Below are 24509 nucleotides of genomic sequence, written 5' to 3' on the forward strand. Positions count from 1 at the left end.
GCCGTGGTCATCGCCACCGGCATCAGCGAGGACGGCGGCCGTGAGGTGCTGGGCGTGATGGTCGGCGACAGCGAGACCGAGGCGTTCTGGAGCGAGTTCCTGCGTTCCTTACGCGAACGCGGCCTGGGCGGGGTCCGACTGGTGATCTCCGACAGTCACAGCGGCCTGGTGGCAGCGATCCGCAAGGTCATGCTCGGCGCTGCCTGGCAGCGTTGTCGTGTTCATTGAAGCCGTAAAGAATCAACCCGTTGCTTTCATAGGACAAGATCGTTGCTCTGGTATGAGCTTCGCCTCCGACGTTCTGGATCAGCTTGCGCTGCGGTTCCAGGTCGTCTTGCCGCATCTGAACGAGCGTCAGCGGCGTCTGATGCTGGCCCAGGAGGCGCGACTGCTCTGACACGGTGGGGTACGGGCCGTTGCGCGGGTAGCCGGGGTGAGCGAGAGCACGGTCCGTAACGGGGTGTTCGAGCTGGAGGCCGGCGGGGATCCGTTACCGGACGGCTGCGTCCGGCGCCCCGGGGGTGGCCGCAAGCTCGCCGAGGAACAAGATCCTTCCCTGATACCGGCGTTGCTGAAGCTGGTGGAGCCGGACGAGCGGGGTGATCCGATGTCGCCGCTGCGCTGGACCACCAAGTCCCTGCGCAACCTCGCAGAGGAGCTGACCCGGCAGGGCCACCCGGTCTCCGCTCCGACCGTCGGGCGGCTTCTGAAAGGGCAGGGCTTCAGCTTGCAGGGCAGCGCCAAGACGCTGGAGGGCAAGCAGCACCCCGACCGGGACGCGCAGTTCCGCTGCATCAACGAGCAGGTCAAGGAGCATCAGTCCGGCGGTCAGCCGGTCATCAGCATCGATGCCAAGAAGAAGGAACAGCTGGGGCAGCTGCCGAACCCCGGGCGGCAATGGCGCCCCGCCGGAGATCCGGTGCAGGTGGAGGACCACAGCTTCTACTTCATCGGCCCCGATGTCGACGTGGCGATACCCTTCGGCATCTACGATCTGGCCCACGACAGCGGCTGGGTGAACGTCGGCACCGATCACGACACCTCGGTGTTCGCCGTCGATTCGATCCGCCGCTGGTGGCGGGCCCGCGGGCGGGCGGACTACCCGGATGCCGACAGACTGTTGATCACCGCGGACTGCGGAGGGTCCAACAGCTATCGCTACCGGTTATGGAAGGCCGAACTCGCCGCCTTCGCGGCTCAGATGGGTCTCACGGTGACCGTCTGCCACTTTCCGCCGGGCACCTCGAAATGGAACAAGGTCGAGCATCGGCTGTTCTCGCACATCACCATGAACTGGCGTGGCAGGCCCCTGACCAGTCACGAAGTCGTGGTCAACAGCATCGCCGCGACCCGCACCCGCACCGGCCTGCGCGTTCACGCCGAGCTGGACACCGGAACCTACCCGGTGGGAATCTCCGTCAGTCGCGAGCACGTGCGCTCTCTGCCGATCACGCCCCATGACCGGCATGGATCCTGGAACTACACGATCGCCCCGGCCGGCGCCGCCGGCACTTGCGCGACCAGCACGAGTGATCGGGACCAGCGCAGGTCGCAGGTTCTGGCGATGCTCTCCAACCCGCGTCTGAGCGGCATGACCTCATCGGAGCTGAAGGCACTGTGCGCCCAATTGGCCCCCGCGCAAGCCGCCCAGGCCGAACAACGCAAGTTCCAGCAGCGCGGCGGCCGCCGTCTGAAGGCCCCCGGAGCACACGGCAGACCCCTGCTCTCGAACGCCGACCGCATTCTCGTCACCGTGATCTACCTACGCCGCGTCTGCTCCCAGAAGGTTCTCGTCGATCTGCTCGCCATCAACGCGGTCACGATCGGCAAGGTCATCAGTGAGACCCGCACACTCATGGACGCCCAGCAGGTCACCGTCTCGCAGACCGCGCACTACTTCTCCTCCGCCCAAGAGCTGCGCGACTGGGCGGAGGACGGCGCGACCACCAGCCGGATGGAACTCTCCCAGACCCTGACTCACCCCGCCCTCACCGGCATGTCCCGCCCGGACTTCCAGGCACTGATCGACCGGATCACCGTGCCCTACCAAGCCACTCTCGAACAACGCCGGCATCGCCAGCGCGGTGGTGATCGGCGCCCGGGAACCCGTGGCGGCGTCTTCCGTCAAAAGATCACCGACGCCGACAGGATCTTGGCGACGGTCCTTTCTCAGCGAGATCTGTGCGATCAGCAAGCCCTGGCCACCTTGTTCGGTGTCAGCCGCGGCACCATACGCAACGCCATTGAGGATGTCCGTCCCCTCCTCGAACAGGACACATACGTCCCGACGCTCGCCGAACGACGCTTCGCAACGGCCGACGACATACTCGCATCCATCACAGAAGACAGCGAAACACCATGTTGAATCCTTACGGCTTCATTTCCTGAGAAACGTGTTCTCCGTGATCCCCAAGGGATCCGGGGAAATGGTCGCGGCGACCATCCGCACCATCTTCATCCAGCCCACCGTCGAAGCAGTCCATCACCAGCTCGATGCGGTCGCCGACATGCTGGGGCAGCAGTTCCCCAAGGTCAGGCAGATGCTCCTGGACGCCAAGGAGGACCTGCCGCCTTCCCCATCTCCCACTGGAAGAAGATCCAGTCCTCAAATCCCCTGGAGCGGATCAGCCGCGAGATCAAACGCCGCACCGACGTCGTGCAGGTCTTCCCCAACCGGGCCGCCCTCGAACGGCTGGTCACCGCCGTGCTCGGCGAGATGCACGACGAATGGATCGCCTTCCCCCGCCGCTACCTGTCCGAAGGCAGCATGACGGCCATCTACGCCGCTGAACACGCCGACCACACCACCCATGCACTCCCCAACAGCCCGAACACCACGGAGGACTGATCGCGTACGCCATCACCGGGGACGTGACCCCTGCGAGGGCCCGGCGAACGCGCCTTCGCCCAACTCAAGTCCTGGCGACTTCTACGCCGGGCCCCCTGTTCGACCAACCGCATCAGTCGGACTATCGCCGCCATCCACATCCTCCTCATCTGTGGAAAATCAGGATGAAAGAGGTTCACTGACAGGAACCGACGAGTGACGTGGGACCACTCCGCAGCGAACCAGGTCCGCGCTGCGCCTGTTGAGGGCCGCTTTCGTCGTGAGGAAATCCGTCAACCAGTGTGGGAGCTCACCGCTGGAATCCACTGCCACACCGCGCGTCGGCAGTGCGTCACAACCGATCCGCCTTTCCTTCTTAAGATTCTCCCCGGTTCCCCCTGACATTTGCTGCGATTTGTAGCCCGAGATGCTGAGAAAGTCGCCGTACTCGTGCAGATGCGGGCGATACCACAGGTAGGGTGCGTCAGAAAGGAAGGCCGCAAGCATGGAGAACGCGGAGACCGAGCAGACGAGCAGGTCGGCCGTTGCCATGATCGAGAGGTCCTCGAGAATGCTCCGCGACCGGGCATCGCACGTACGCCACCCGGAAAGCATCTGCGCGGCTTGAAGGGGGTCGTCACTCACGAGGTCGATGTGAAGTGAGTCGCTGTACCTCTCCTGCAGAGTTTCCAGAACGCTCAAGTACCAAGACAGAGGCAGCCGCCTGTTGAAAACCCCGGGTTGTGGTCCGGTGGAGTCCTGGCTGAAATCACCCAATCGAATGTGCATGGCGACGCGGAGCTGTCCCTTGTCCGGCCCGCAGTCGTCTGGACAACCTCTTTCCGGCAGGCGTCCAAGCAGTGTGTTCCGCAGGTAGCCACGGGCACGTTCGATCGCGAGATGACCGCCGGCCATGCCCTGGTGCAACAGAATGATCGAGCGTCGACGTGACCACCCGTACTCGGCATCGAGCACCCGCATGGCGGCGCCGTAGTCGGTCTCTCCCGTCGACTGGACCAGTTCGTCTGTGACAGTGACAACCGGCATGGCCAGCCGCAGAGTCGCGTGCTGGAGAAAGTCCAGTCGTGATGTACCGAACTCCTGCCGGTAGTTTCGGCGGTTGAGCCCCCAGGCCGGGCGCAAGAGGCGGAACCCCAGCTCACGACTGGCGATGTATGCCTTGGCCCAAGGAAAGATCTCGTTACCCAGACCGGCACCCCGCCACACGATGGGACGAGGCATGCAGATCCGGCCCGCCGCGGGAAGCCAACCATTTGATGGCATCGCGTTTCCTTTCGGTGTATGGCACTGCACTGTGAGGAGGTGCTCATCAGAACTTTGCACATCTCTTTGGTGAGAGCGCGACGGGCACCAGTGCACGACTGCGCACTACTCGGATCCCGTTGAGGTTCCGGCCGAACATCAGAATGAAGCCGCCCAGCAGTGCGACTGTCAAGAGTTGAGCTACGAGCGCCACGAGTGGAGGAACGATCCCCTCAAGCGCTCGGCCAGCGGTCGTCACGGAAAGCCAGAGGACTAGAGCAACCATCGAGGACTGCGTATGGGCGATCGTCACGCTTCGCATGGAGCCTGGAAATACCCGGCAGATGTAGACGACATAGACTCCATGACGCATAAATCGGCTCACAAGAACAGCGATGACCAGTCCGATGATTCCCGTACCGGCTGCCATCGCAACGCCGGCTCCCATCGAGAGAACGATCAGATGCAGTATCTCGATGGTCACCTTAGGCCAGACGCGCCCAGTCGCCTCTGCCACCGTAGCGGGAAAATATGAAATGACATTGAGTGCCCCGACCGCAGCGAGGAGGGGAACCAGGTCGGCGGCCGTCGTCCATTCGGCTCCCAGTACAACATGCACGGCGTTGTTGGCACACGCTGCGATGACAGCCCCCATGGGGATGAAGAGCAACGTCGTCACTGTGATGCTGTCGACATAAGCCAGCCTGAGGCGCGCGCTCTGGGCCTGGATACAACTGAAGGCCGGAAGCAGGACCTTGTTCAGGGCCATGGCCACCTGAAGCAGGGGGAGCGACGCCAAGAACCACGCACGGTTGTAGTGGCCTAGCATATCCATCCCCGCATATCTGCCGACGAGGACGTTGTCGCCGCCTAGAGACAAGAACTCAAGAAAACCGACAAGAGACACCTTCGCCCCGACCGACGCCAATTGTTTCACGGCCCGGAAGTCGAACAGGGGTCGTAGGTCGTGCTTGGCCAACACCCAGCAGCCCACCGTCATCAAAGCGTTTTGTCCCAGACATGCGTAAACCAAGCTCCACACGCCGTTACCCAGGACGGCGGACGTCACACCGAGGCCGCAGTATCCGATGAGATATGAGCCGAATTCGACCATGGCAATCGCGCGGTAACGCATTGTTCGGCGAAGAACTCCCACTGCGGTTGCGCCGAGGGCAGAGATCACAAATGTCAACCCCAACACCCTACACACCGAAGTCAGTTCGGGTGGCCCGTGCACCACCTGAACGGCAAAGGGCATAATCGCCCACGCTGCAACATACACTCCGATCCCAGTCACGATTCCGAACGCCATTGCTGCACGGATGTCGCGCACGTTGAGCACCGGACGTTGGGTGACTGCGGAATTCAGGCCACCCTGGGCGAAGAAGCTCACGAAGCGAAGCATGAAGAGCGCGAGCCCTATCAGTCCGAAATCACCTGGTGAAAGCAAACGACTCATGACGGCCGTGTAAGGCATTTGTACGACCAAAGTGGCAATCGAACCGAGTAGGGTCCAACGCACCCCAGCCGCGGTAGCTGAAGCCAGACCAGGTGACGGAACTGTTAGCGTGGTCCCACTGTCGCTCTCCTTCAACGACTCTCCCTGAGTGACGTATATTCCTGCGGTCAATGAGCAGTCTTCAGTTCCGGCACAGCAGGTTTCCCGCTCGTGAGGACGTCCGCAGGGTGCGGATCCTCCGCGTTGGCGCGCCCCATGCTGGTGCCGATGATCACTGCGACAGGCGCCATGACGAAGATGTAGACCAACGGATTTGAAGTGAATGCATTGATGCTCAGACCGATCAAGGAGAGAAATGCTGCCTGATGGGCGGCCCGATCTGCATCGTTCCTTGCCGTCCGCCAGCGGCGAAACGCGCCGTGCCCCAGGATTAGAATTGCCAATACCCACAGAAGAAGACCGACGAATCCGAGATCATTCCAGAGCCGCAGGTAATCGTTGAGAGGGTGAAGGACCCTGTTGGGCCCCAGGGTGTCCCTGATCGTCTGATGTGCGCTTCCGATGCCGTGTCCCAGCCATGGAGCCTCACGGATCGAGTCCCACATGATGGCCCACAGGCGCGATCGGCCAGAAGTTCCGGTCACGATCCCGCCGATTTGCGCGTGGTCATTATCGATGAAGCGGTTCCGCAGCGGCTGGAACTGAGTGAACACCAGAAAGACCGCATAGCCCGTCACCGCGCCGAACGAGATCACTTTCAGGAGTTCCCCGCGGCCGCGGCCCTTGGCGACGCACGCGATGAACTGGAGGGCACACGCAACCGATGCTGTGCGTGACAAGCTGAGCAGGCTGGCGGCGAGGAGCAGCAATGGGGCTACGTAGCCGACCCGGGACCGGGTGGCGAGGGCTACAGCGACGGCCATGCCGATCCACACGATTTCGCCGTAAGTCCGAGAAACGTAGAATGCGCTGCTACCCGGACCTCGTGCCACCACGGTCGCCAGGTATCCCACAGCGCCCACGACGGCCGCCACACGCATCCACCGCAGCAGGAGCCGTGGCGAACTCTCCGACGTCCAAGCAGCAGTGAGCGCTAGCAGGGCAACAAACGACAAGTAGACCAGGGCGTTTTGGGCAGCGGCTTCGGTCTGCTGGCAGATCGCGGACACGGATACCCACAGAGCGAACGCCCACAGCGGTGAAGGGATTCGTGCACGCCTCGGATTGAGCGGCTCGAGGTTGCAATGGCTGCGGCCCGGACCAAACACCAGGGCGCATGGCAGGGTCAACGAGGCAGCGAGAAAGATCAGGACGGTGGCAGGAGCAGCCAGTCCGAGGCTGGAGAGGAGGTTGCCTCCGACGAGAAGCCAAGAAGTCGCAATGGCGATCAATGACAGGCGTGGCCGTTTGTGTTGCTCGAACGGTGATGCCACTTTACCCAACATGAACCAAAGCATACAGAGAGGACGACTCGACTCGGATTAGGTCAGAAAGGTGTCGCGATCTCTGCGTGCAGCCCAAATTCACACGTTCGAGATCGAGTCCACCCGGATCGCGGTTCGTCAAGGTACTCAAGAAGGCGACCGGCAAGGCGATTCTGCACGCTATCGCGTGACAAGACGATCTTCTGTGCATGGTTGCGGCGCGCCGGACCGGGGCTGCCGTCCTTGCTCAACTACCGTCGGTTGCTCCGGTGTCCGGGTGATTTCAGCGACGCAATGTAGTTACTCACCCCGCGAAAATGCTCAAGTTCTTCAGTATACTCCGTCAGGGGCAACAGGCCTCCGCCTGGGAAAATTCTCCAGATGCGGTATCCGAGTGGATCGAGGAGGTCCCAGAAGTCCCTGAAGAAGGTGCGCGAGTACACATTCGCCGAGCCGAACTCAAACGCGATGGTTGAAATTCTGCGCCTCTCGAGCGTCTTGCGTGCCCCTAGCAGTGCGGCCAACTCCGCTCCCTCGATGTCGAGCTTCAACAGGTCAATCCGGTGGATCCCCCGGCTTTCGACCTCGAAGTCAATGGTCGTGACTCGGACGGTTTCCTGGTGGGACGTCAAGTCTCCGAAGTACGAGTCGCGCCGCCTGTGGATCGAGGCGACCCCGGACCCCGGCGTGTCGCAGAAGACGTTCGCGCTCCCAGATTTGTCGCCCACCGCCGCGCGGACGATCACTCGCTGACTATCAGTGATCCCGCCCAGCGCCGGCTGGCACGCCGACTGTGGTTCGAACATGAAAAAAGTGCCTGCCTGTTCACCCAAGGCCGTATGCAGCGACGTCGTCCATTGCCCGAAGTTCGCACCCACATCAAAGATCACCGGAGAATCGACCTCTTGGAGGAATCGATGGGCTGCGACTACCTCACCTTCGAGATCCCAACCTGTCCCAGCTCCTCGTCCTTGGAGAATCTGGAGATAGACCTCGAGGAGACGAATACAATTCCGGTACCAGGGTCTGCTCGCCGGACGGGACAGTGGCGGTGCCACGGTCTTCGCAACCCGGCCCAGAAGTCCAGCTTCGTGAACCTGCACTGGAAAGCCTCCCATATTCATTGTCGATAAGTCTGCTCTTTACAGCCCAACTGATTTACTGCTCAGCGGTTCCCAGCTCACCCGTACTTCAAGATCGGCCATGATTCAACACTCGGAGTACGCCGTCGTGAAACCGCCGGGCCATAGCCTCCGTCGTGTATTGCACGGCATCGCGCTCACATGCCTTGGCGAGTTGTTTTAGTCGCTTCGGGTCGCGGAGCAGCCCCGTCACGGCTGCCGCGCAAGTGGCTGGGCTGTCCGGTGTGACCACGGCGTTGGAGCCATCGATCAGGTACTCAAACTCGGGAGCGTGCCATGGCCAGTTGGTGGTAACGATGGGTGTGCGCAGCACGAAGGAGTCCACAGCGCACAGTCCCACTCGGCCCGGCATCAGCATGACGTCGCTCACTGCGCCGAGCAACGCGGCGCGCGGCCCGTCGACATGCCCCATCGGGATTACCGGGTTGCCGGGCCGGGACGCCGCCTTGTCGACCAGGTGGCGCTCAGCGCCGTCACCTGCAACCAGCAGGCGGAACCCAGTGAGTTCGGCGGCAATTCGGTCGGCGCACTCCAGCAGGAACGGAATTCGTTTCGGTGCGTCGAGTCCGCCAAGATACAGTGCAGTGCGTCCGGCGACCAGGCCATACCGCTCGCACAGGAGTGCGGCCTCCGTGAATTCTGCCGTTCCCGGCCTCATGGCTCGCGCGTGGGCGGCCGTCATCTCCGTAGTGTCGACGGAGTTGCGCACTACCGTGATCCGGTCCCTGGGGAATCCTCGAGAAACCACATGGGCGGCTCCGCCTTCCGTATAGGCAAAGAACCACCGCCCCAGTCTGGTCACCGCGTCTTTTGCCCTAGCCTCCAGGCGGCTTACCGGCTTGGTGTAAGTCCGACCATGGCCCCAAAAGGCGACCAGGGGACCACGCCCGGTGACGCGTCCGGCCAACTGCTTCGCCAGCAGCGGGTACGCCTCCAGGTTGTGCAGTGCCTGTTCGAGCACCACGGCATCGGCCGAAGCAGCCCGACTCAGCACCTGATTCCAGAACAGCGAACGTCCGCCTGGAGCAGGCAGTCGTCGGGAAGCGACCTGCACCGAACAGACGCAGGAAGACGCGTCTCGGCGGGCCGCCTGCTGTGGCGGTGCGGGCCCGTGCAGCACCTCCAGGACGACGCCTGAAGCATCCAGGTAGGCCTGCAGGTGATTGAAGAATGAGGTCCGGTAGCCGGGAACGTATGGCTGCACCACCACCACGCGCGGCCGACTTCCTGTCGTGCTCATGCCGGATCCGTCGCGGCGACTGGCTGTCCATCCGCGGCCTGCTTCAGGGCCTGCGCGTACACGTCCTCAATGGCGACAGTCCAGGATCGTGCCGTGTAGTGCTCGGCGTGCACCCTGCGGCAATGGTGCCGCAGCGTCGGGAAGTGCCGACGTGCGGATGAGAGGGCGAGTGGCAGCTCGTCGTTGCTTCCATAGACCGTACCCGGACCGTCCCGACGCACACAGTCCGCCGCCACTGATCCGGCGAGGGCGAGTACCGGCACGCCGGCGGCCAGGGCCTCCTGGTAGACGAGGGGTGCTCCGATCTCGGGCCAGACGCTGGGGAAGACCAGGCCGGTGTATCGCGGCAGCCGTGCCATGAGCTGCGCGCGCGGAAACGCACCGAGCAACCGGACCCTCTTGGGAGCGGCTGCCCTGCAGGCCGACTCCAGCGGCCCGGATCCAATCACATCGAGAGGCTCATTCTCCGGCCAGCTCCGGAGCAGCGGCAGGATTCCCTTCTCCTCGCTGAGTCGACCGACGTAGACCCATCGATGGGCCGTCGAGGGCACGGCAGAGTCCGCGAGGGGGCCCGCATCGTCCAAGTCGGTGAAGTTGGGCACTACGGCGAGTTTCTCCGCCTGTACGCCGAAGCGCAGATAGAGGTCCCGGCTGCGGTCGGAGGGAATCACCAGCCGCTCGGCACGGCGAAGCAGGGGATGGGCTTGCGCACCACCCCGGCCGGCCCAGGCAAGAGGGAGCGTGGCACTGCGTGCACCCCTGTAGCAGGCATGCCTCAGTCCCGCCCAACGATCCCCCCCGGGGCATTCGGTGCACATCTTTCCGTCCCTGAAGAGCGTCCCGGCCGCGCACGCCGGGCGAAAGTTGTGGAGAGTGGCGACCACGGCTCCCGGCCACTTCTTGAGCCAATGGGTGCCGAAGTTGGGGAAGAGGTTGTGCACATGAACCACATCAGGTTCGAAGCGCTTGAGAGCAGCCAGCGGCGACCGGCCGAATCCGGTCGCGACTCGGATCGCCGCACGCGCGGCGTACCACTGCTCGGTTTGCAACGCATCGGTGTGCGTGGTGACCACGGTGACCTCGTGACCGGCGGAACGCAGCGCTTGTGCCTGATCGAGGACGGCGACGTTCTCTCCGCTGGGCTGGGCTGACGAATAGAAGCTGTGCACCAGCGCCACGCGAAAGCGCATTGAAATCCCAGGTGAAGGACCAGCCTGAGCATGAGCTGTCTCGTTCACCAAGGCACCTTCGGCGCCGTGGTCTGTGGTGCTCAGGCCATTGCATGGCCGACGCCCGGTCCCATAGGGCACTGCGGAAGGCATCAAAGTCCTCTCTCGGATGTCAGTCGTCACTCAGAACGCCGCGATACAGTTGTTCGGCGAGCTCGGCCTTGGCAGACCAGGTGTGCTGCTGTGCCCACGACAACCCGGCCGTCGCCATGCGACGCCGGGTCTCGTGATCGGTGAGAACTCCGCCGAGTGCCTGCGCGAGGCGCTGCGGCAAGTCCGTGGGACGACCCAGCGGCACGGCTACCGCGCCGCCGGGCGCGGAGAAGTCCCGGATGCCCTGGTGATCGAGGTGCACGACTGGCAAACCACGGGCCCATGCCTCCAGGGCTTGCACACCGAACGAGTCACGAAGGCTGGTGAACAGCAGTACGTCGGCGTCGTCGTATGCCGCGATCGCCTGCTCCCACGGCACTCGTCCCCGGAAGCAGATGGACTTGGCCACATTCAACCGCGCGGCCAAGTGCGTCAATTCCGCACGGAGCGGGCCGCCGCCCAGCACCACGAGGCGGGCGTCCGGAACCTCGGCCAGCAGCGAAGCGAAGGAAAGGAGAGCCAATGCCGGGGCCTTGATGGGAACCAGGCCGCCTACCCACAGCACGGTCGGCGGGCGGACGGCACCTTTCGGATTCCTTTCCGTGGACTTCCGCACCAGTCTGTCGGGGATGCCGTCGCTCAGCATCATGCGGGTGTCCGTTCGGCCGAGGAGGCGGGCCCGACGAGCAGTGTCACGATTGGTGGTGAGCACCAGCGCCGCCTCACGGACGGTGGCCCGGCACGAAGGCCGCCGGCTCAGCCCGCGTACCCACAGCAATTCCCGCAGCGTCTCCTGACGGTAAGCGGCGCCCAGATATCGGCGGTGGCTACGGGGAGCCGTCTGGCCTCCGCCTACGGGACCGAAGACCAGGGGCGGTCCGAGATGCCGCAGCGCGCTGCCACCCACCAGGGAACCGTAGGAAACATGGTGCACCAGGTCTGCCCCGGCGAGCCCATGTTGGCGCGCGTGGGACAGTGCACGGCGCTGCCATCCGTCGTAGCGCACGAACTGCGAGGCCTGAGCGGGCATGCGCACCCATCGAGGGCATGTCGGCTCCCGGACGAAGTGAGGTGCGATGCGGCGCCCTACCTGACCGAGTTCCTTCAGCCGTCGCGCGATCTCCTGCACGTTCTTGTTTTGAGGTCGTGTCAGCAACTCCACGAAGTGCCCGCGCTGCGCAAGTGCTTCCGCCCATGCCCATCCCATGCCCGGCTCAGTCCCCCGGGTGGGGTCACAGGAGTATGCAACCAGGACGATGCGCAGGCCTCCCGTCCCGTTGGTGTCCCGCTGCTCCTCATTTTCTTGGCGCAGGGTGGCTGAAGCGGTCATAGTTCATTCCTTCGGCCAGCGGGCGACGTCTCGTCTAACTGAGGTTGCCGTGAGGTCGGCACCGGGCTGCCCTCTTTCGTCCCAAGGAACGCTTGCCGGGCAATACCTCGGACGAAACGGGTATTTCCGAATATATACCGCCGCCACAGGCGTCGCGGCTCGCAACCGAGACGGAATACCCACTCCAGCCCACTGCGCCGCATCCAATGCGGTGCCTGCCGCTTGGTGCCGGCGATGAAGTCGAAGGCCGCGCCCACCGCGACGGCCACGACGGGCAGTGCGGTGCACAGTTCGGCGGCCCATCGGTCCTGCTTCGGAGTGCCTAGTCCTACCCAGACGATGTCCGCCTCGGCCGAGCGGATGCCTTCCCGCTGTTTCCGCGCTTCTTGAGAAGTCAGGGGCCGGAACGGCGGGGAACAGGTGCCGGTGATCAGGGCGTTCGGGAAGCGGCGTCGCAGCTCCCGTTCCAGGGCGCCCAGCACGTGCGGTGTGGAACCGAGGAGATAGTGGCGCAGCCCGCTGCTCTGGCCGAGGGCGAAGACGTCCAGCAAGAGGTCGGGACCGTAGACGCGGGTGGCAGGCAGCGTCGTGCCCCGGTGGAGGAGTCGGTTGGCCCAGACGACGGGCTGACCGTCCGGGAGGTTGAGGGGTGCCGCGCGGAGGATGCCGTGCAACTCCGGGTCCCGGTCGGCGAGTGCGAGCGTGTAGGCGTTGCACAGGTGCACGTCGCCACGGGGGGTCGCGTCGGTGACATGGAGTGCGTCGACTGCAACTCCTTGGTCTGCGAGGCGCGTCGCGCGGATCCGTTGGGCGAGATGCACGACGTCCCGGGCGGCGCTTTCCCGTGTGTGTGCGGTGATGGGCACCCCCATGCATCGGACCACGGGGGCCATGTGCCGGCCCGGTGTGTGTTCCGTGCTCGCTGGAGCGGTCATGAGCGGGCCGAGGCCGTCAGTGGTGAGGGGACGGTCCGTCTCTTGCGCTCGGCGAAGCCCCCGGAGACCAGTCGGCGCCGGAAGTCGGTGATCGTGTCGCGAAGGCCCTGTTCCACCGGAGTCGAGGGCTCCCAGTCCAGCAGTTCGCGAGCCAGGGTGATGTCCGGACGGCGTCGTTCCGGGTCGTCCTGGGGGCGGGGAATCAGCGTGATCTCGGAGGTGGTCCGAGTGAGCTTCCTGATCCACTCGGCCAGCTCGAGCATGGAGACCTCGTGGGGGTTGCCCAGGTTGACCGGGCCGGCGTGGTCGCTCGCCAGCATGCGCAGCAATCCGTCGACCAGGTCGTCCACGTAACACAGCGACCTGGTCTGGCTGCCGTCACCGGTGACCGTGATCGGCTCTCTGCGCAGTGCCTGGCCGACGAAGGTGGGGATGGCCCTTCCGTCGTCCGCACGCATCCGCGGGCCGAAGGTGTTGAAGATGCGCACGATCTTCGCATCCACACCGCGGTGTCTGCGGTAGGCCATGGTCAGTGCCTCACCGAAGCGCTTCGCCTCGTCGTACACCGACCGGGGACCGACGGGGTTGACATTGCCCCAGTAGCTTTCCGGCTGGGGGTGGACCAGCGGGTCGCCGTACGACTCGGAGGTGGAGGTCAGCAGGAAACGGGCGCCCTTCGTGGCGGCAAGGTCGAGGGCGTGCCAGGTGCCGGCCGACCCGGCACACAGCGTCTCCAGGGGCAGCCTCAGGTAGTCCGCGGGCGAGGCCGGTGACGCCAGGTGGAACACGGCGTCCACGGGACCGGGCACTTCCAGGCCCTGGGTGATGTCCCGTCGGTCCAGCCGGAAGTTCCGCTCGGCTCTGAGATGTTCGACGTTGCCGGGGCTGGAGGTCACGAAGTTGTCCACGCAGACCACCTCGTGGCCCTCGTGGAGCAGTCGTTCGCACAAGTGGGAACCGATGAATCCGGCCCCGCCCGTCACTACCGCACGCATGCAGGTCCTTTCGGCTGCACCGCCCAAGGCCGGACGGTGGGAAGTTGCGATGTCGCTTCCGAAGATCAGGTTGACGTCGTGTATCTATCTATTACTCACTCATGCACCAATGGAGGCATTGGGTTTGTTGACATGTCTCTAGCTGAAGGCATTTCACCTGTTCAACCCAAAGGAGGTAGTAGGTGGCGGCATCCGTATCCGCTGTAGAAGCCGCTCGCCACGGGTCGGCACTGCCGCGGCACTCCGTGTGGACAGACCGGGCGATCAAACGCACCATCGACGCGGTGGGGGCCACCGTGCTGCTCCTGCTCCTGGCACCGCTCTTCCTGGTGGCCGCCGTCGCCGTGAAGGCCGACACGCCGGGCCCCCTTCTCTTCCGCCAGAGGCGAACGGGCTGGCGGGGCGAGGAGTTCGAGATGCTCAAGCTGCGCACGATGCGAGTCGGGTCCGAGAAGATGCGGACGTCCATGGCGGCTCGCAACGAGTCCGACGGGCACCTGTTCAAGGTCCGTGACGACCCGCGCGTGACCGCGACCGGGCGCTGGTTGCGCCGCTATTCCCTGGATGAGCTACCGCAGTTGGTCAATGTGCTGAAGGGGCAGATGTCCCTGGTCGGTCCCCGGCCGCTACCGGTGGAGGACTCGGCGTTCACCGGGGAGGCGCGCCGTCGCCTGCGGGTGCGGCCGGGACTCACCGGACTGTGGCAGATCAACGGCCGGTCCGACCTGGCATGGGAGGAGGCCGTTCGCCTGGACCTGCAATACGTCGACACCTGGTCCCTCAAGCTGGATCTGGCGATCCTCTTTCGTACCCTCCCTGCGGTGCTGCGGGGTAGCGGTGCCTACTGAGTGAGCGGTTCCCGGCGACGCACGGGGCAACTTCTGGACCCGGACGCCGTCGAACCTCCCGTCACCCGGCCTGCTGAGGTCTCCCGTTCCGAGACGTATGACGCGGACGTCCGGAACAGGCGGCCGACGGGCGGATCCACCTCGCGGCGGACGTGAGCGACCGGCTGCGTCCCGACGCCCCGACAACCCCGGCCCGCTGCTCTGTCACGTTCTCCGGGCGGGGCCGCGGCGCGGATCAGGAGCCCGCCGGCGACGTCACCGCGGTGACCGCCGGCCGGCTGCGCGAGGTGGTCACCCGCGGGTGAGACAGGGCCGCGGCGGCCGGGCCACGCGGACATCCTCGCCGCGATGGGCACCGGGTGCACCGCCGGTTTCCGATCTGGTCGCGCGCGGGTGTCCGGGGACAGGCCGCGCACGCCAGAAGGTCCGTCGTCCGTGGACCGGGGCGGGCCGGGTTGCCGGACGCACCGCCTGTCCGACGCGGACGGACCGCCCCTGCGCGTCGGCCTCTCTGCGGCGAGCACCCATGACAGCCTCGGACTGAAGCCGGTGGTCGCCCGTTTCCACATGGCACGCGAATCCCACAGCGACTGTGCCGAGCCCCAGCGCCTTCACGCCGACACAACTTACGACTTCCCGGACTGCGGCCTGGCCCGCCCGTACCGCGGACCCGCCGCCCCTACTGTGGAGCCATGGGTGCCTACGACACCGAGACCGACCGCCTGGCCGCCGCCGCGCGGACCGCGCTGGTGCGGGAGATCGACGCCGAGGGGGCCTGGGCCGGGGACCCGGTGTGGCGGGAGGCGTTCGCGGCGGTGCCCCGGCACCTGTTCGTGCCGTACTACTACGTCGCCGGACCGCGCGGCTACGAGCGCCGCTGGGGCGAGAGCCCCGACGCCGAGGCCCGCGAGCGCTGGGTGCGCGGTGTCTACGAGGACGTGCCGCTGGCCACCCGGCTGCGCGACGGCGAGCTGGTCTCCTCCAGCAGCCAGCCCTCCCTGATGGCGCGGATGCTGGCCGCGCTGGAGGTCGAGGACGGCAACCGGGTCCTGGAGGTGGGGGCCGGCACCGGCTACAACGCGGCCCTGCTCGCGCACCGGCTCGGCGACGACGGCCTCGTCACCACCGTCGATCTGGAACCGGAGATCACCGAGTCGGCCCGCCGGCACCTGGACGCGGCCGGATTCCACCCGGCCGTCGTCACCGGCGACGGCGCGCGCGGTGTGCCCGAACGCGCCCCGTTCGACCGGATCATCGCCACCTGCGAGCTGTCCACGGTCCCGCGCGTCTGGCTCGCCCAGTGCCGCCCCGGCGCCCGCGTCCTGACCCCGCTGGCCACCGGCCTGCTCGCGCTCACGGTCCGGGACGCGACCCACGGCGAGGGCCGCTTCCTGCCCACGGCCGCCTTCTTCATACCGCTGCGCGGCGAGGGGCGGGGAGGTCCGGAGGGCGTATCGCTCGCCGGGCTGCCTGGCCGGGCCCGCGAGCAGGAGACGTTCCGCTTCCTGCTGGTGCTGACCCGGGGCACCCTCGACCCGCAGGAGGCCTACGCGCTGTGGGAGCGCGAGGGCGAGCCGGAGCGCGAGCGGTACGGCGTCACGGTCGACGGCGAGCACACCTGGGCCTGGCTGGACGAGCCGGAGGGGCCGTACGCCTGGCCCCTCTCGTGACCGTCCCCGGTGGCGCTCAGGCCCGGCGGATGGTGATCGTCGTCCAGGCGCCCACGTGCACCCGGTCGCCGTCCTGCAGCGGAACCGGCACGAACGGCTGGATCGGTTCCTCGGACATGTTGACCGTGGTGCCGTTGGTCGAGTTCTGGTCGACGACCGCCCAGGTGCCGTCCGGCTGCTGCACCAGCACCGCGTGCTGGTGCGAGACGCCCGGGTCCTCCGGCGGCACCGACAGGTCGATGTCGGGGGTGTCGCCGGTGGAGTGCCGGCGGCGGCCGATGGTGACCTGGCTGCCGCCGAGCGTGCGCTGCTGCTCGGGCGAGTACGCGGGCAGGTTCAGGCCCGCGGCCTCGGGACCCGAGCGCTGCATCATCGCCATGAAGTACTCGCGGTCCGGGCCGATCGTCGCCGTCCAGGTGGCCCGCTGCTGCGGGAAACCCGGGACGGGCGGGGCCTGCGCGGCGCCGGGCTGCGGGTAGCCGTACCCGCCGGCCTGAGCGCCACCCGGGCCGGAGGCCGACGGCGGGGAGATCACCCAGTCGTCGTCACCGCCGAAGGCGGGGCCGGGAGACGTGGGTCCCGGGGGCTGGCCGGTCGCGCGCGGGAACGCGGGCGGCGCGGGCGGACGGGGCTGCTGGAACGCCTGCGGGGCACCGCCGGGACCGGCACCGGCCGGGCCGGGCGGCGGCGGCACCGGACGCGAGGGGGCGCCGCCGAATCCGGAGGGACCGGGCGCGCCGGGACCGCCCTGGGGCGGACCGGGGGGAGTGGGGCCACCGGGACCGGACGGCTCACGACCGAAGGGCGGCGGACCGGAGGGACCACCGGGGCCGCCGGGACCCTGAGGCTGACCCGGGCCGCCGAAAGCGGAGGGTCCGCCGGGTCCGCCGGGACCCGGCCCCTGACCGCCGCCGAAACCGGAAGGACCACCGGCACCCGGGCCACCCTGACCCGGGCCACCGAAGCCACCCGGACCGCCCGGACCCGGTGAGGTCGGCGGGCCCGACGGGCCGCGCTCGCCGGCGAACGGCGTCGGGCCCGACGGCTCGCTGCCGAACGACGGGATCGGCTCGGCGGGCCGATTCATCTGCGAGGGCCGCGAACCCTGGTACTCGTACCCGTCATTGCCGCCGTAGGTCGCGCTCGGCGGCTGGAACCGCGGCTGCGGCGGGCGCGGCGCGGCCGGGGTGTACGAGGTGGCCGTGTTGGTCAGGAAGTTCCACCGGCACTCCTCGCAGAAGGGCGCGCCGCCCTCGCGGGGCGTACGGCACTGCGGGCACAGCTCCGGCTCCGGGGCCGACGCGGCCGGCGGGCGTGAGCCGGACGGGCCGCCCTGCGGGGGCGGGAAGCCGTAACCGCCCGCGGGCGGGGGCGGCGGGGGCGGAGGTACGGCACCGGCCATGCGGTGACCGCAGACCTCGCACCAGTCGTCGGAACCCGACTGGTGTCCGTTCGGGCAGGTCGGCATGTCGGTGCTTCCCCTTCTCCGGATGTCCTACTGGGTCACTTCTTTACACGAACAGTCTTTGTGGACCGGGTCTCCAGAGTCATCTCATCGGCCTCCGCGACCTTCGTCTTCAACCGCACAGTACCTGTCGCGGCGTCGACCACGTCCACCACCTTCGCAAGCAGTTTCGCAGTATCGGCGTTCCCGGAGGCGTTGGCGAGCTGAACCGCACGCCCCAGTTTGGCCGTTGCGCCGTCGAAATCGCCCGCCTTGCGAAGATCGAGCCCTTGCTTGATGGCTTGTGCCAGTTCGGCCTGCCCGGTGTAGTGGGCGACTTGGGGGTTGATCGAGGTGGAGGCCGCCACGTCGTCGGTCCACACGGCCCGTACGAGCCCCTGCGCACCCAGGTTCTGTACCGATCCGTCCGCCTGCGGCACGACCAGCGAGACCCGCGCGGCGAGCATCTCCTGGCCGAGGCCGGCCGCCGGAACCTGAACGCACAGGTGGTAGTCGCGGGACTCGTCGCCCCAGGACCCGGTCGGGTAGTCCCCGGCGCGCGGCCCTGCCTCGGTGCGGCGGGCGGTCAAGTCCTCGACGGTGGGCGCGACTTGCTTGACGAACCGGATGGTCGTGCCGACCGGCGTCCACACCCTGAGGGAGACGTCGGCGACCTCCTTGCCCATCGCCGTCTCCATCATCCGCGTGAAGTCGGCGGCGAGTCCGGCCGGGTCGGCGACGATGTCGGCGGTGCCGAGCAGCGCCGAGGCGATCCCTGTGACTTCTTTCACTTCCCAGTCGGTGCCCACGCCCCGCGCGTCACAGGTGAACCGTCCGGCGCACGCCTCCAGCGTCGCCCGCAGATCCTCCGGAGACTCGTGCTCGTTGCGGCCGTCGGTGAGCAGGATGCCGTGCCGGATGGTGACGTCCGCCGAGTTCAGCAGCCGGTCGGCGAGCCGCAGCCAGGTGCCGATGGCCGTGCCGCCGCCCGCGCCGAGCCCCCGCAGCGCCTGCTTGGCCTGCTCGCGGGTGCCGGCGTCGGCGACCGCGAGCCGTCCGCCGCCCGGGTAGACCTCCTTGGCCACATGGGTGCCGCCGATCAAGGCGAAGTGCGTGCCGTCGCGCAGGGTGTCGATCGCGGCGGACGTGGCGTCCCGGGCGCCCCGCATCTTGGTCGGCGGGTAGTCCATCGAGCCGGAGCAGTCGACCATGAGCGCCACGGCGGCCGAGCGGCCCCGGCCCCGCGGGTACAGCGGTGCCGCGGCGCTGCCGACCGCGCCGCCGCCGGTCGAGGTCACCGTGACGATCGCGTTGACCTCGCGCCCGCCCTCCGGCAGGTACTCGTTCTGATAGACGTCCATCGAGAACTGCGGCACATGCGACTTCGCGAAATTGGCCATGCGTACTCAAATCCCCCTTGGACGCCCTGTCGACGCAGGGCGATGGCGGTGAACGGGCCGGTCCCCTCCGGCCCGCGGCCTCAGGCCGATCCTGCCCCCTGCGGCGGCGCCGGGAACGGCACGACGGCCACTGTTACGTTGTCGTGGCCCCCGCCGTCCAGGGCGTGGCCGACCAGGACCCGGGCGCTGTGCATCGGGCGCGCGGCCGCGTCGGCGGGCACGACCTCGGACATCTCCTCGGCCGTCTCGGCGTAGTTCCACAGGCCGTCGGTGCACACCACCACGACTCCGGGCCGGTCCGGCTTGAAGGACGCGGTGTGCGGCTCCAGTTCGTAGGCGTCCGCGCCGAGCCAGCCGGTGATCGCGTGGGCGCGCTCGTCGGCGTACGCCTCGGCCTCGCTCATCAGGCCGGCGGCGACCATCTGCGCGGCCCAGGAGTCGTCCTCGGTCAGCCGGGCCGCAGGCGCGCTGCGGTCGTCCGGCACCCAGTAGACGCGGCTGTCGCCGACCCAGCCGACGACCAGCAGCCCGGAGGCGACCACCGCGCCGACGATCGTGCACGCCGGGGCGTTCTGGTGCGGGGCGTGCTCACGGGCCGTGGCGGGTTCCTCGGCGAGCGCGTTCACGGCCTGCGCGGCGGCGACGATCGCCTCGTGCATCGCCGTCTGCGGATGCGTGCCGCGCGGCAGGGCGGCCAGCAGCGCGTCACCGGCCGCCTGGGAGGCGGCGGTCGAGGCGTCGTCGGGGCGGGTCGCGGAGGACACGCCGTCGCAGACGATCGCGAGGGTGGCCGGGGTGCCGTCGGGCAGCGCGGTGTGGCCGACGGCGAAGGCGTCCTCGTTGCGGTGGTGGCGCAGACCCCGGTCGCTGACGGCGGCCACCGGGCCCGACTCCCGCTCCATGTGGTCGCGTTCGCGGGGCTGGGCGTGCCCGCAGTTCTCGCAGTAGCCGTCGCTGTCCACCCGGCCGGCCCGGCAGGCCACGCACATCTGCGCGGGCTCCTCGGGCACGGCTGTGTTCCCGGGGTTCTCGGCCACCCGCGGGTCCGGCGCCGGCAACGGGTACTCGTCGGGCTCCGCGGGCCGGTCGAAGCGCACCCCGGAACCGGCCGGCTGCCGCGCTCCCTCCGCGCCTTGCGCGTGCGGGTCCGCGCCGGGCTCGTGCTCGGGCAGGGACCCGTCGCCGGAGTCGGTGCCGGCCAGGTCGGCCGGCAGATGCACCGCCGGCGGGGTGCCGGAGCCGTCCGGCTCGGGGGCGGGCCACGCCACGCCGTCCCCGGAAGGGCCGGTCGCGGAGCCGGTCATGGTGAGCGTCGGATGGTCCTGCGGCGGTTCGGGTACGACGGAGAGGTCGTACCCGCACGCTCCGCAGAAGAGGTCACCCGGCTCGACGGGCTCCGCGCAGCTCGGGCACTTCGACAGTGCGGCCTGCTGGGGCATCTGCGACATCAACTACACCCACGTCCGGGGGCGGTAACGGTTGGCCCGTTCCACCAGTTCGATCCTCGCCTCGCCGCCGGGCGCCAGCCGGGCCAGCGTGCGGTAGGCGCGCTCCAGGCCGAAGCGGAGGCCCCGCTCGTCCAGACCGCTGCCCAGCAGCACCCGTCCGCCGGCGGCGGACGGGTTGCCCTGGCCACCGGAGAGTATCCAGTCCAGCGCACAGCCGAGGACTTCCGCCGACAACTGCTCGCGCCGCGCCGGGTCCAGACCGTACGCGTCCAGCGCCTCGACCTGCCCGGCGGCGGCCGTCAGGTCGTCCAGGAACGGTACGTCACCGGCGGCCGCGGTGCGCTGTCTGAGCCGGGCCCGGACGGCGGCGACCCGGGCGGCCGTGTAGTGGATGGAGGACTCCGGCACCGACTCCAGGGTCCGCACGGCCCCGTGCCGGTTCCCGGCCGCGAGCTGCACCCGGGCGAGCCCGAAGGCGGCGCTCACATAGCTGGGGTCGGTCGCCCACACCAGGTGGTAGTACTCGGCCGCGTTGTCCAGCTGTCCGAGCACCTCCGCGCACAGGCCGAGCGCCAGCTTCGGCGCGGCCTCGCCGGGGAAGGCGTCGTAGATGGCGTCGAAGGAGAGCGCGGCGCCCTCGAAGTCGCCGGTGACCAGGGCGGCCACGCCCCGGTACCACACCACCCGCCAGTCGTCGGGCCGTTCCTCCTCCAGCTCGGCCAGGCTCATCAGCGCGGCCTGGTGGTCGCCGCTCTCCAGCCGGGCGCGGATCTGCCTGAGCCGGGTCTCCACGGTCTGCGTGGGCGCCGCGTCCAGCGCGGCGATCAGCTCGGCCGGCCCGGAGGTCATCAGACCCGCCAGGAACCCCGCGTTGGGGTCGCTCGGGTCGACCAGCGGGACCGGCAGGGCGAGCGCGGTGGCCGGGGTGTCGACGGGCCTGACGAGGGCGGCCGGGGGCAGCGCCGGGACAGCGGGTGCCGCCCCGCGCACCTCCCGCGCCCCCAGCCGGGACACATCCCCGTCCAGCCGGGGGAACAACTCCCGGTCGGTGACCTTCACTTCGGGCCCGAACAGCGTCGACAGCGCGGGCCGCGCCTGCCCGGTCTGCAGCGAGACCACCTCGCGCAGCACACCGGTCAGCTGCTCGGCCATCTCCTGCGCCGAGGCGAACCGGCGGGCCGGGTCGGGGTCGGTGGCGCGCACCAGCAGCCGGTAGAAGGACTCGTAGCGGCGGAAGACGTCGATGGTGTCCGGGTCGGGCAGCGAGTCCACGTAGACGTTCGTGTAGCCCTGGAAGTCGAAGGTGAGCACCGCGAGCGTACGGCCCACCGTGTACAGGTCGCTCGCCACCGACGGGCCGGCCTCGGCGACCTCGGGCGCCTGGTAGCCGACCGTGCCGTAGATCGCCGACTCGTCGTCGTCCATGCGGCGCACGGCGCCCATGTCGATCAGCTTGAGCTGGTCCTCGGTCTGGATGGCGTTGTCGACCTTGAAGTCGCAGTAGAGGAGGTTACGGCTGTGCAGGTGGCCGAGGGCTTCCAGCGCCTCGATGCCGTACGCGCAGGCCTGCTCCACCGGCAGCGGGTCCCGGCGGCCCTGCGCCGTACGGCGGGCGTTGGCGATCTCCTTCAGGGACTTGCCGCCGACGTACTCCATGACGATGTAGCCGTCGAGGGAGCCGGTGCGCTGGTCCAGGTGCTCCACGAAGTTGTAGATCCGCACGATGTTGGCGTGCTCGATCTCCGCGAGGAAGCGCCGCTCGGAGATCGCGGCGGCCATCGCGTCCTGGTCCCCGGTGTCCAGCAGGCCCTTGAGCACCACCCACCGGTCGGAGACGGCCCGGTCCACGGCGAGGTAGATCCAGCCGAGCCCGCCGTGCGCGAGGCAGCCCACGACCTCGTACTGGCCGTGCACGATGTCCCCGGTCTTCAGCTTCGGCACGAAGGAGTACGGGTGCCCGCACTTGGTGCAGAAACCCTCCGTGCGGCCGGGACGGTCACCCCGCGCACGCCCCACCGGCACCCCGCAGTCCGAGCGCGAGCAGAACCGCTTCCGCTCCGGCACCTCCGGGTTCTCCAGCACCATCGCGCGCGGGTCCGGGCGCGGCACCTGCGGCACATGCACCAGACCGGCGCCCAGCCGCCCCCGGGTGGAGGTGCCGGAGGAGGAGCCGGAGCTGCGCACCGACACCGAACGCCCGCTGGACCGGCCCGACAGCGACCGCGAGAGCCGCCCGGACACCGAGCGGCGCGACTTCGACGACTGCGAGGACGTGCGCGAGCTGCCGCTGTCCGCCGCGCCCCTGGTGATCCCGGTCGCGGGTGAGCCGACCATCCCACCCCCAGAGGGGGGACCCTCAGCCGACACCACCGGTGCGAGTCCGCAGGTGTCGCAGTACAGCTCGCCGCCGCCGACGTCCTCGTACGACCCCTCGCAGCCCGGCCGCTGACAGGTCTGCCCCGCCTGACTCATGACTGGTCCCCCTTACGGTCCTGAGGCGCGCCCGCGCCGCCGAGCAGCTCGGCCGCCAGCTGCTGGTAGCGCAGCACGGCCTGTTCGGCCACCCGCAGGTCGCAGGGCGCGCTCCACAGCATCCGGCGGGCCGCGTCGTACCGCTCGACCAGGAACGGGTCCTCCGCGAGCCCGTGCCGGGCCACCTTCGCCTTGTACGCGTCGAGCCGGCCGCGCAGCTCGGCGCGGACCGCGAGCGGCGCGGTGACCGCGGTCAACGACTCACGGGCACGCAGCAGTTCGTCCTCCGCCTTCTGCTCCAGGGACTCCAGGAGCGGGGAGAGCCGGTGCCACTGGGCCTGCCTGCGGTACTCGGCCGCCGTCGCCAACTGCTCCTGGAGCACGGTCGGCGGGCCGCTGACCGCCGGCACCTCGGTCGCCGCGATCTTCGCCAGCACCTCGCCGCGCGCGGTGCGGGCCTCGGCGAGGGTGCGGTCGGCGCGCGAGAGCACGTCCCGCAGCCGGATCAGCCGGGCCTCCGCGTCCTGCCGGACGGTCAGCACGGCGTCGATCTCCCGGCGCACGTCCTCCAGGGCGCGCGCCTCACGGTCGTACACCGTGGTGTCCGGACGGCCGCCGCCGGGCGCCGAACTGCCCTCGGTCGGCACCCAGAAGGCGAGCGGGTCGGAGACGACGTCCTCGCGCAGCCTGGTCAGCGTGCGGGTGATCCGCTCCAGGTCGTCGCCGGCCGGGTGTTCGCCGGGGCGTACGCCGACGGAGTGCGCGAGCTTGCGGGTGCGCTGGAGTTCCGCGGCGAGTAAATCGATCCGCGCGGGCAGCGCCGACCACACCGCGTCGCAGGCCACGACCAGGTCCAGGCTCGTCGCGTACAGCTCGTTCATCCGGTCCACCAGCGCGGACAGCGAGTAGGACTCGCTGAGCACGCCGTTCCCGGCTCCGGGGGTGGTCACGGACTCGCCGCGCAGCAGCTCGGTCAGCTCCACCAGGTCCTCACGGCTGGACCAGCGGCGCCGGGCGCGGATCTCACGGGCGGAGCGCAGCGCGGCCGCGTAGGCGTCGAAGTACCCCCACAGCAGGGTGATCCGCGCCTCCGTGGCCTGCCAGCGTTCCTTGGTGACACCGGTCAGTTCGGCGCCTTCGAGGAGTCTGCGGCCCGCGTGGTCCTGCAGGGCCAGCAGCGAGGTCTCGATCGCCTCGTGCTCCTGGCCGAGCCGCGCCAGCGCACGGTCCACCTCGTCCCGGTCCATCACCGGCCCGGCGGGGTCCGTGACGCCCATCGATCACCTCTCG

The 24509-nt window shown here is 68.3% G+C and carries 16 protein-coding genes and 6 pseudogenes; 8 read left to right on the plus strand and 14 right to left on the minus strand.

Annotated features, from left to right (window positions below; genetic code table 11):
- The 4 pseudogenes from AB0M27_RS25955 to AB0M27_RS25970 form a co-directional block, all read left to right on the plus strand.
- Positions 1–225 (plus strand): annotated as a pseudogene (locus AB0M27_RS25955) (transposase); the annotation flags it as partial.
- Positions 226–280: 55 nt separating this feature from the next.
- Positions 281–2365 (plus strand): annotated as a pseudogene (locus tag AB0M27_RS25960) (ISAzo13 family transposase).
- Positions 2366–2372: 7 nt separating this feature from the next.
- Positions 2373–2848, plus strand: a pseudogene (locus tag AB0M27_RS25965) (transposase); the annotation flags it as partial.
- Positions 2849–2878: 30 nt separating this feature from the next.
- Positions 2879–3016, plus strand: a pseudogene (locus tag AB0M27_RS25970) (IS5/IS1182 family transposase); the annotation flags it as partial.
- Here AB0M27_RS25970 and AB0M27_RS25975 read toward each other — a convergent pair.
- From AB0M27_RS25975 to AB0M27_RS26015, 9 genes are all read right to left on the minus strand, one after another.
- Positions 3008–4069 (minus strand): hypothetical protein, encoded by a 1062-nt coding sequence (locus tag AB0M27_RS25975; protein ID WP_365724575.1) that lies wholly within the window; start codon positions 4067–4069, stop codon positions 3008–3010. The pseudogene AB0M27_RS25970 and the gene AB0M27_RS25975 overlap by 9 nt on opposite strands.
- Before the next feature lie 88 nt (positions 4070–4157).
- A complete protein-coding gene (locus AB0M27_RS25980) occupies positions 4158–5612 on the minus strand; it encodes an oligosaccharide flippase family protein (RefSeq protein WP_365724708.1) in 1455 nt (484 codons plus the stop codon).
- A 104-nt stretch (positions 5613–5716) separates the two neighbouring features.
- On the minus strand, positions 5717–6994 hold the full coding sequence (locus AB0M27_RS25985; protein ID WP_365724577.1) for an O-antigen ligase family protein: 1278 nt from the start codon (positions 6992–6994) through the stop codon (positions 5717–5719).
- Between the two features lie 230 nt (positions 6995–7224).
- Complete coding sequence (locus AB0M27_RS25990) at positions 7225–7863, minus strand: FkbM family methyltransferase (RefSeq protein WP_365724579.1); 639 nt, start codon at positions 7861–7863, stop codon at positions 7225–7227.
- 301 nt (positions 7864–8164) lie between these two features.
- Positions 8165–9355 carry a glycosyltransferase family 4 protein gene (locus AB0M27_RS25995; protein WP_365724580.1) on the minus strand — a complete coding sequence of 397 codons (1191 nt, stop codon included), beginning with the start codon at positions 9353–9355 and terminating at the stop codon, positions 8165–8167.
- Entirely contained in the window at positions 9352–10593 is a 1242-nt protein-coding gene (locus AB0M27_RS26000; protein ID WP_365724582.1) for a glycosyltransferase family 4 protein, read from the minus strand. The genes AB0M27_RS25995 and AB0M27_RS26000 overlap by 4 nt, the downstream gene beginning before the upstream one ends.
- Before the next feature lie 103 nt (positions 10594–10696).
- Positions 10697–12007 (minus strand): glycosyltransferase family 4 protein, encoded by a 1311-nt coding sequence (locus tag AB0M27_RS26005; RefSeq protein ID WP_365724584.1) that lies wholly within the window; start codon positions 12005–12007, stop codon positions 10697–10699.
- Positions 12004–12879: a WecB/TagA/CpsF family glycosyltransferase gene (locus AB0M27_RS26010; RefSeq protein WP_365724586.1), complete on the minus strand. Its 876-nt coding sequence runs from the start codon at positions 12877–12879 to the stop codon at positions 12004–12006. Before AB0M27_RS26010 ends, AB0M27_RS26005 begins: the two co-directional genes overlap by 4 nt.
- 59 nt (positions 12880–12938) lie before the next feature.
- Positions 12939–13937, minus strand: coding sequence for a UDP-glucuronic acid decarboxylase family protein (locus tag AB0M27_RS26015; protein ID WP_365724587.1), 999 nt, complete (start codon positions 13935–13937; stop codon positions 12939–12941).
- Positions 13938–14194: 257 nt separating this feature from the next.
- On the opposite strand from AB0M27_RS26015, the pseudogene AB0M27_RS26020 reads away from it, so the two are divergent.
- From AB0M27_RS26020 to AB0M27_RS26035, 4 genes and pseudogenes are all read left to right on the plus strand, one after another.
- A pseudogene (locus tag AB0M27_RS26020) lies at positions 14195–14785 on the plus strand (sugar transferase); the annotation flags it as partial.
- A gap of 152 nt (positions 14786–14937) precedes the next feature.
- On the plus strand, positions 14938–15090 hold the full coding sequence (locus tag AB0M27_RS26025) for a hypothetical protein (RefSeq protein WP_365724589.1): 153 nt from the start codon (positions 14938–14940) through the stop codon (positions 15088–15090).
- A gap of 57 nt (positions 15091–15147) precedes the next feature.
- Positions 15148–15427, plus strand: a pseudogene (locus AB0M27_RS26030) (IS5/IS1182 family transposase); the annotation flags it as partial.
- A gap of 50 nt (positions 15428–15477) precedes the next feature.
- A complete protein-coding gene (locus AB0M27_RS26035; RefSeq protein WP_365724591.1) occupies positions 15478–16455 on the plus strand; it encodes a methyltransferase domain-containing protein in 978 nt (325 codons plus the stop codon).
- Positions 16456–16471: 16 nt separating this feature from the next.
- Here AB0M27_RS26035 and AB0M27_RS26040 read toward each other — a convergent pair whose 3' ends face one another.
- From AB0M27_RS26040 to AB0M27_RS26060, 5 genes are all read right to left on the minus strand, one after another.
- Positions 16472–17923, minus strand: a complete 1452-nt coding sequence (locus tag AB0M27_RS26040; protein ID WP_365724593.1) for an FHA domain-containing protein — start codon at positions 17921–17923, stop codon at positions 16472–16474.
- A 35-nt stretch (positions 17924–17958) separates the two neighbouring features.
- On the minus strand, positions 17959–19299 hold the full coding sequence (locus AB0M27_RS26045; protein WP_365724594.1) for a VWA domain-containing protein: 1341 nt from the start codon (positions 19297–19299) through the stop codon (positions 17959–17961).
- 80 nt (positions 19300–19379) lie between these two features.
- Positions 19380–20747, minus strand: a complete 1368-nt coding sequence (locus AB0M27_RS26050; RefSeq protein WP_365724596.1) for a PP2C family serine/threonine-protein phosphatase — start codon at positions 20745–20747, stop codon at positions 19380–19382.
- 3 nt (positions 20748–20750) lie between these two features.
- Positions 20751–23219, minus strand: coding sequence for a tetratricopeptide repeat protein (locus AB0M27_RS26055; RefSeq protein ID WP_365724598.1), 2469 nt, complete (start codon positions 23217–23219; stop codon positions 20751–20753).
- Complete coding sequence (locus tag AB0M27_RS26060) at positions 23216–24496, minus strand: hypothetical protein (protein WP_365724599.1); 1281 nt, start codon at positions 24494–24496, stop codon at positions 23216–23218. The genes AB0M27_RS26055 and AB0M27_RS26060 overlap by 4 nt, the downstream gene beginning before the upstream one ends.
- Positions 24497–24509: the final 13 nt, after the last annotated feature.

This window comes from Streptomyces sp. NPDC052107, from assembly GCF_040680215.1.
In the GTDB taxonomy this organism is placed as follows: domain Bacteria; phylum Actinomycetota; class Actinomycetes; order Streptomycetales; family Streptomycetaceae; genus Streptomyces.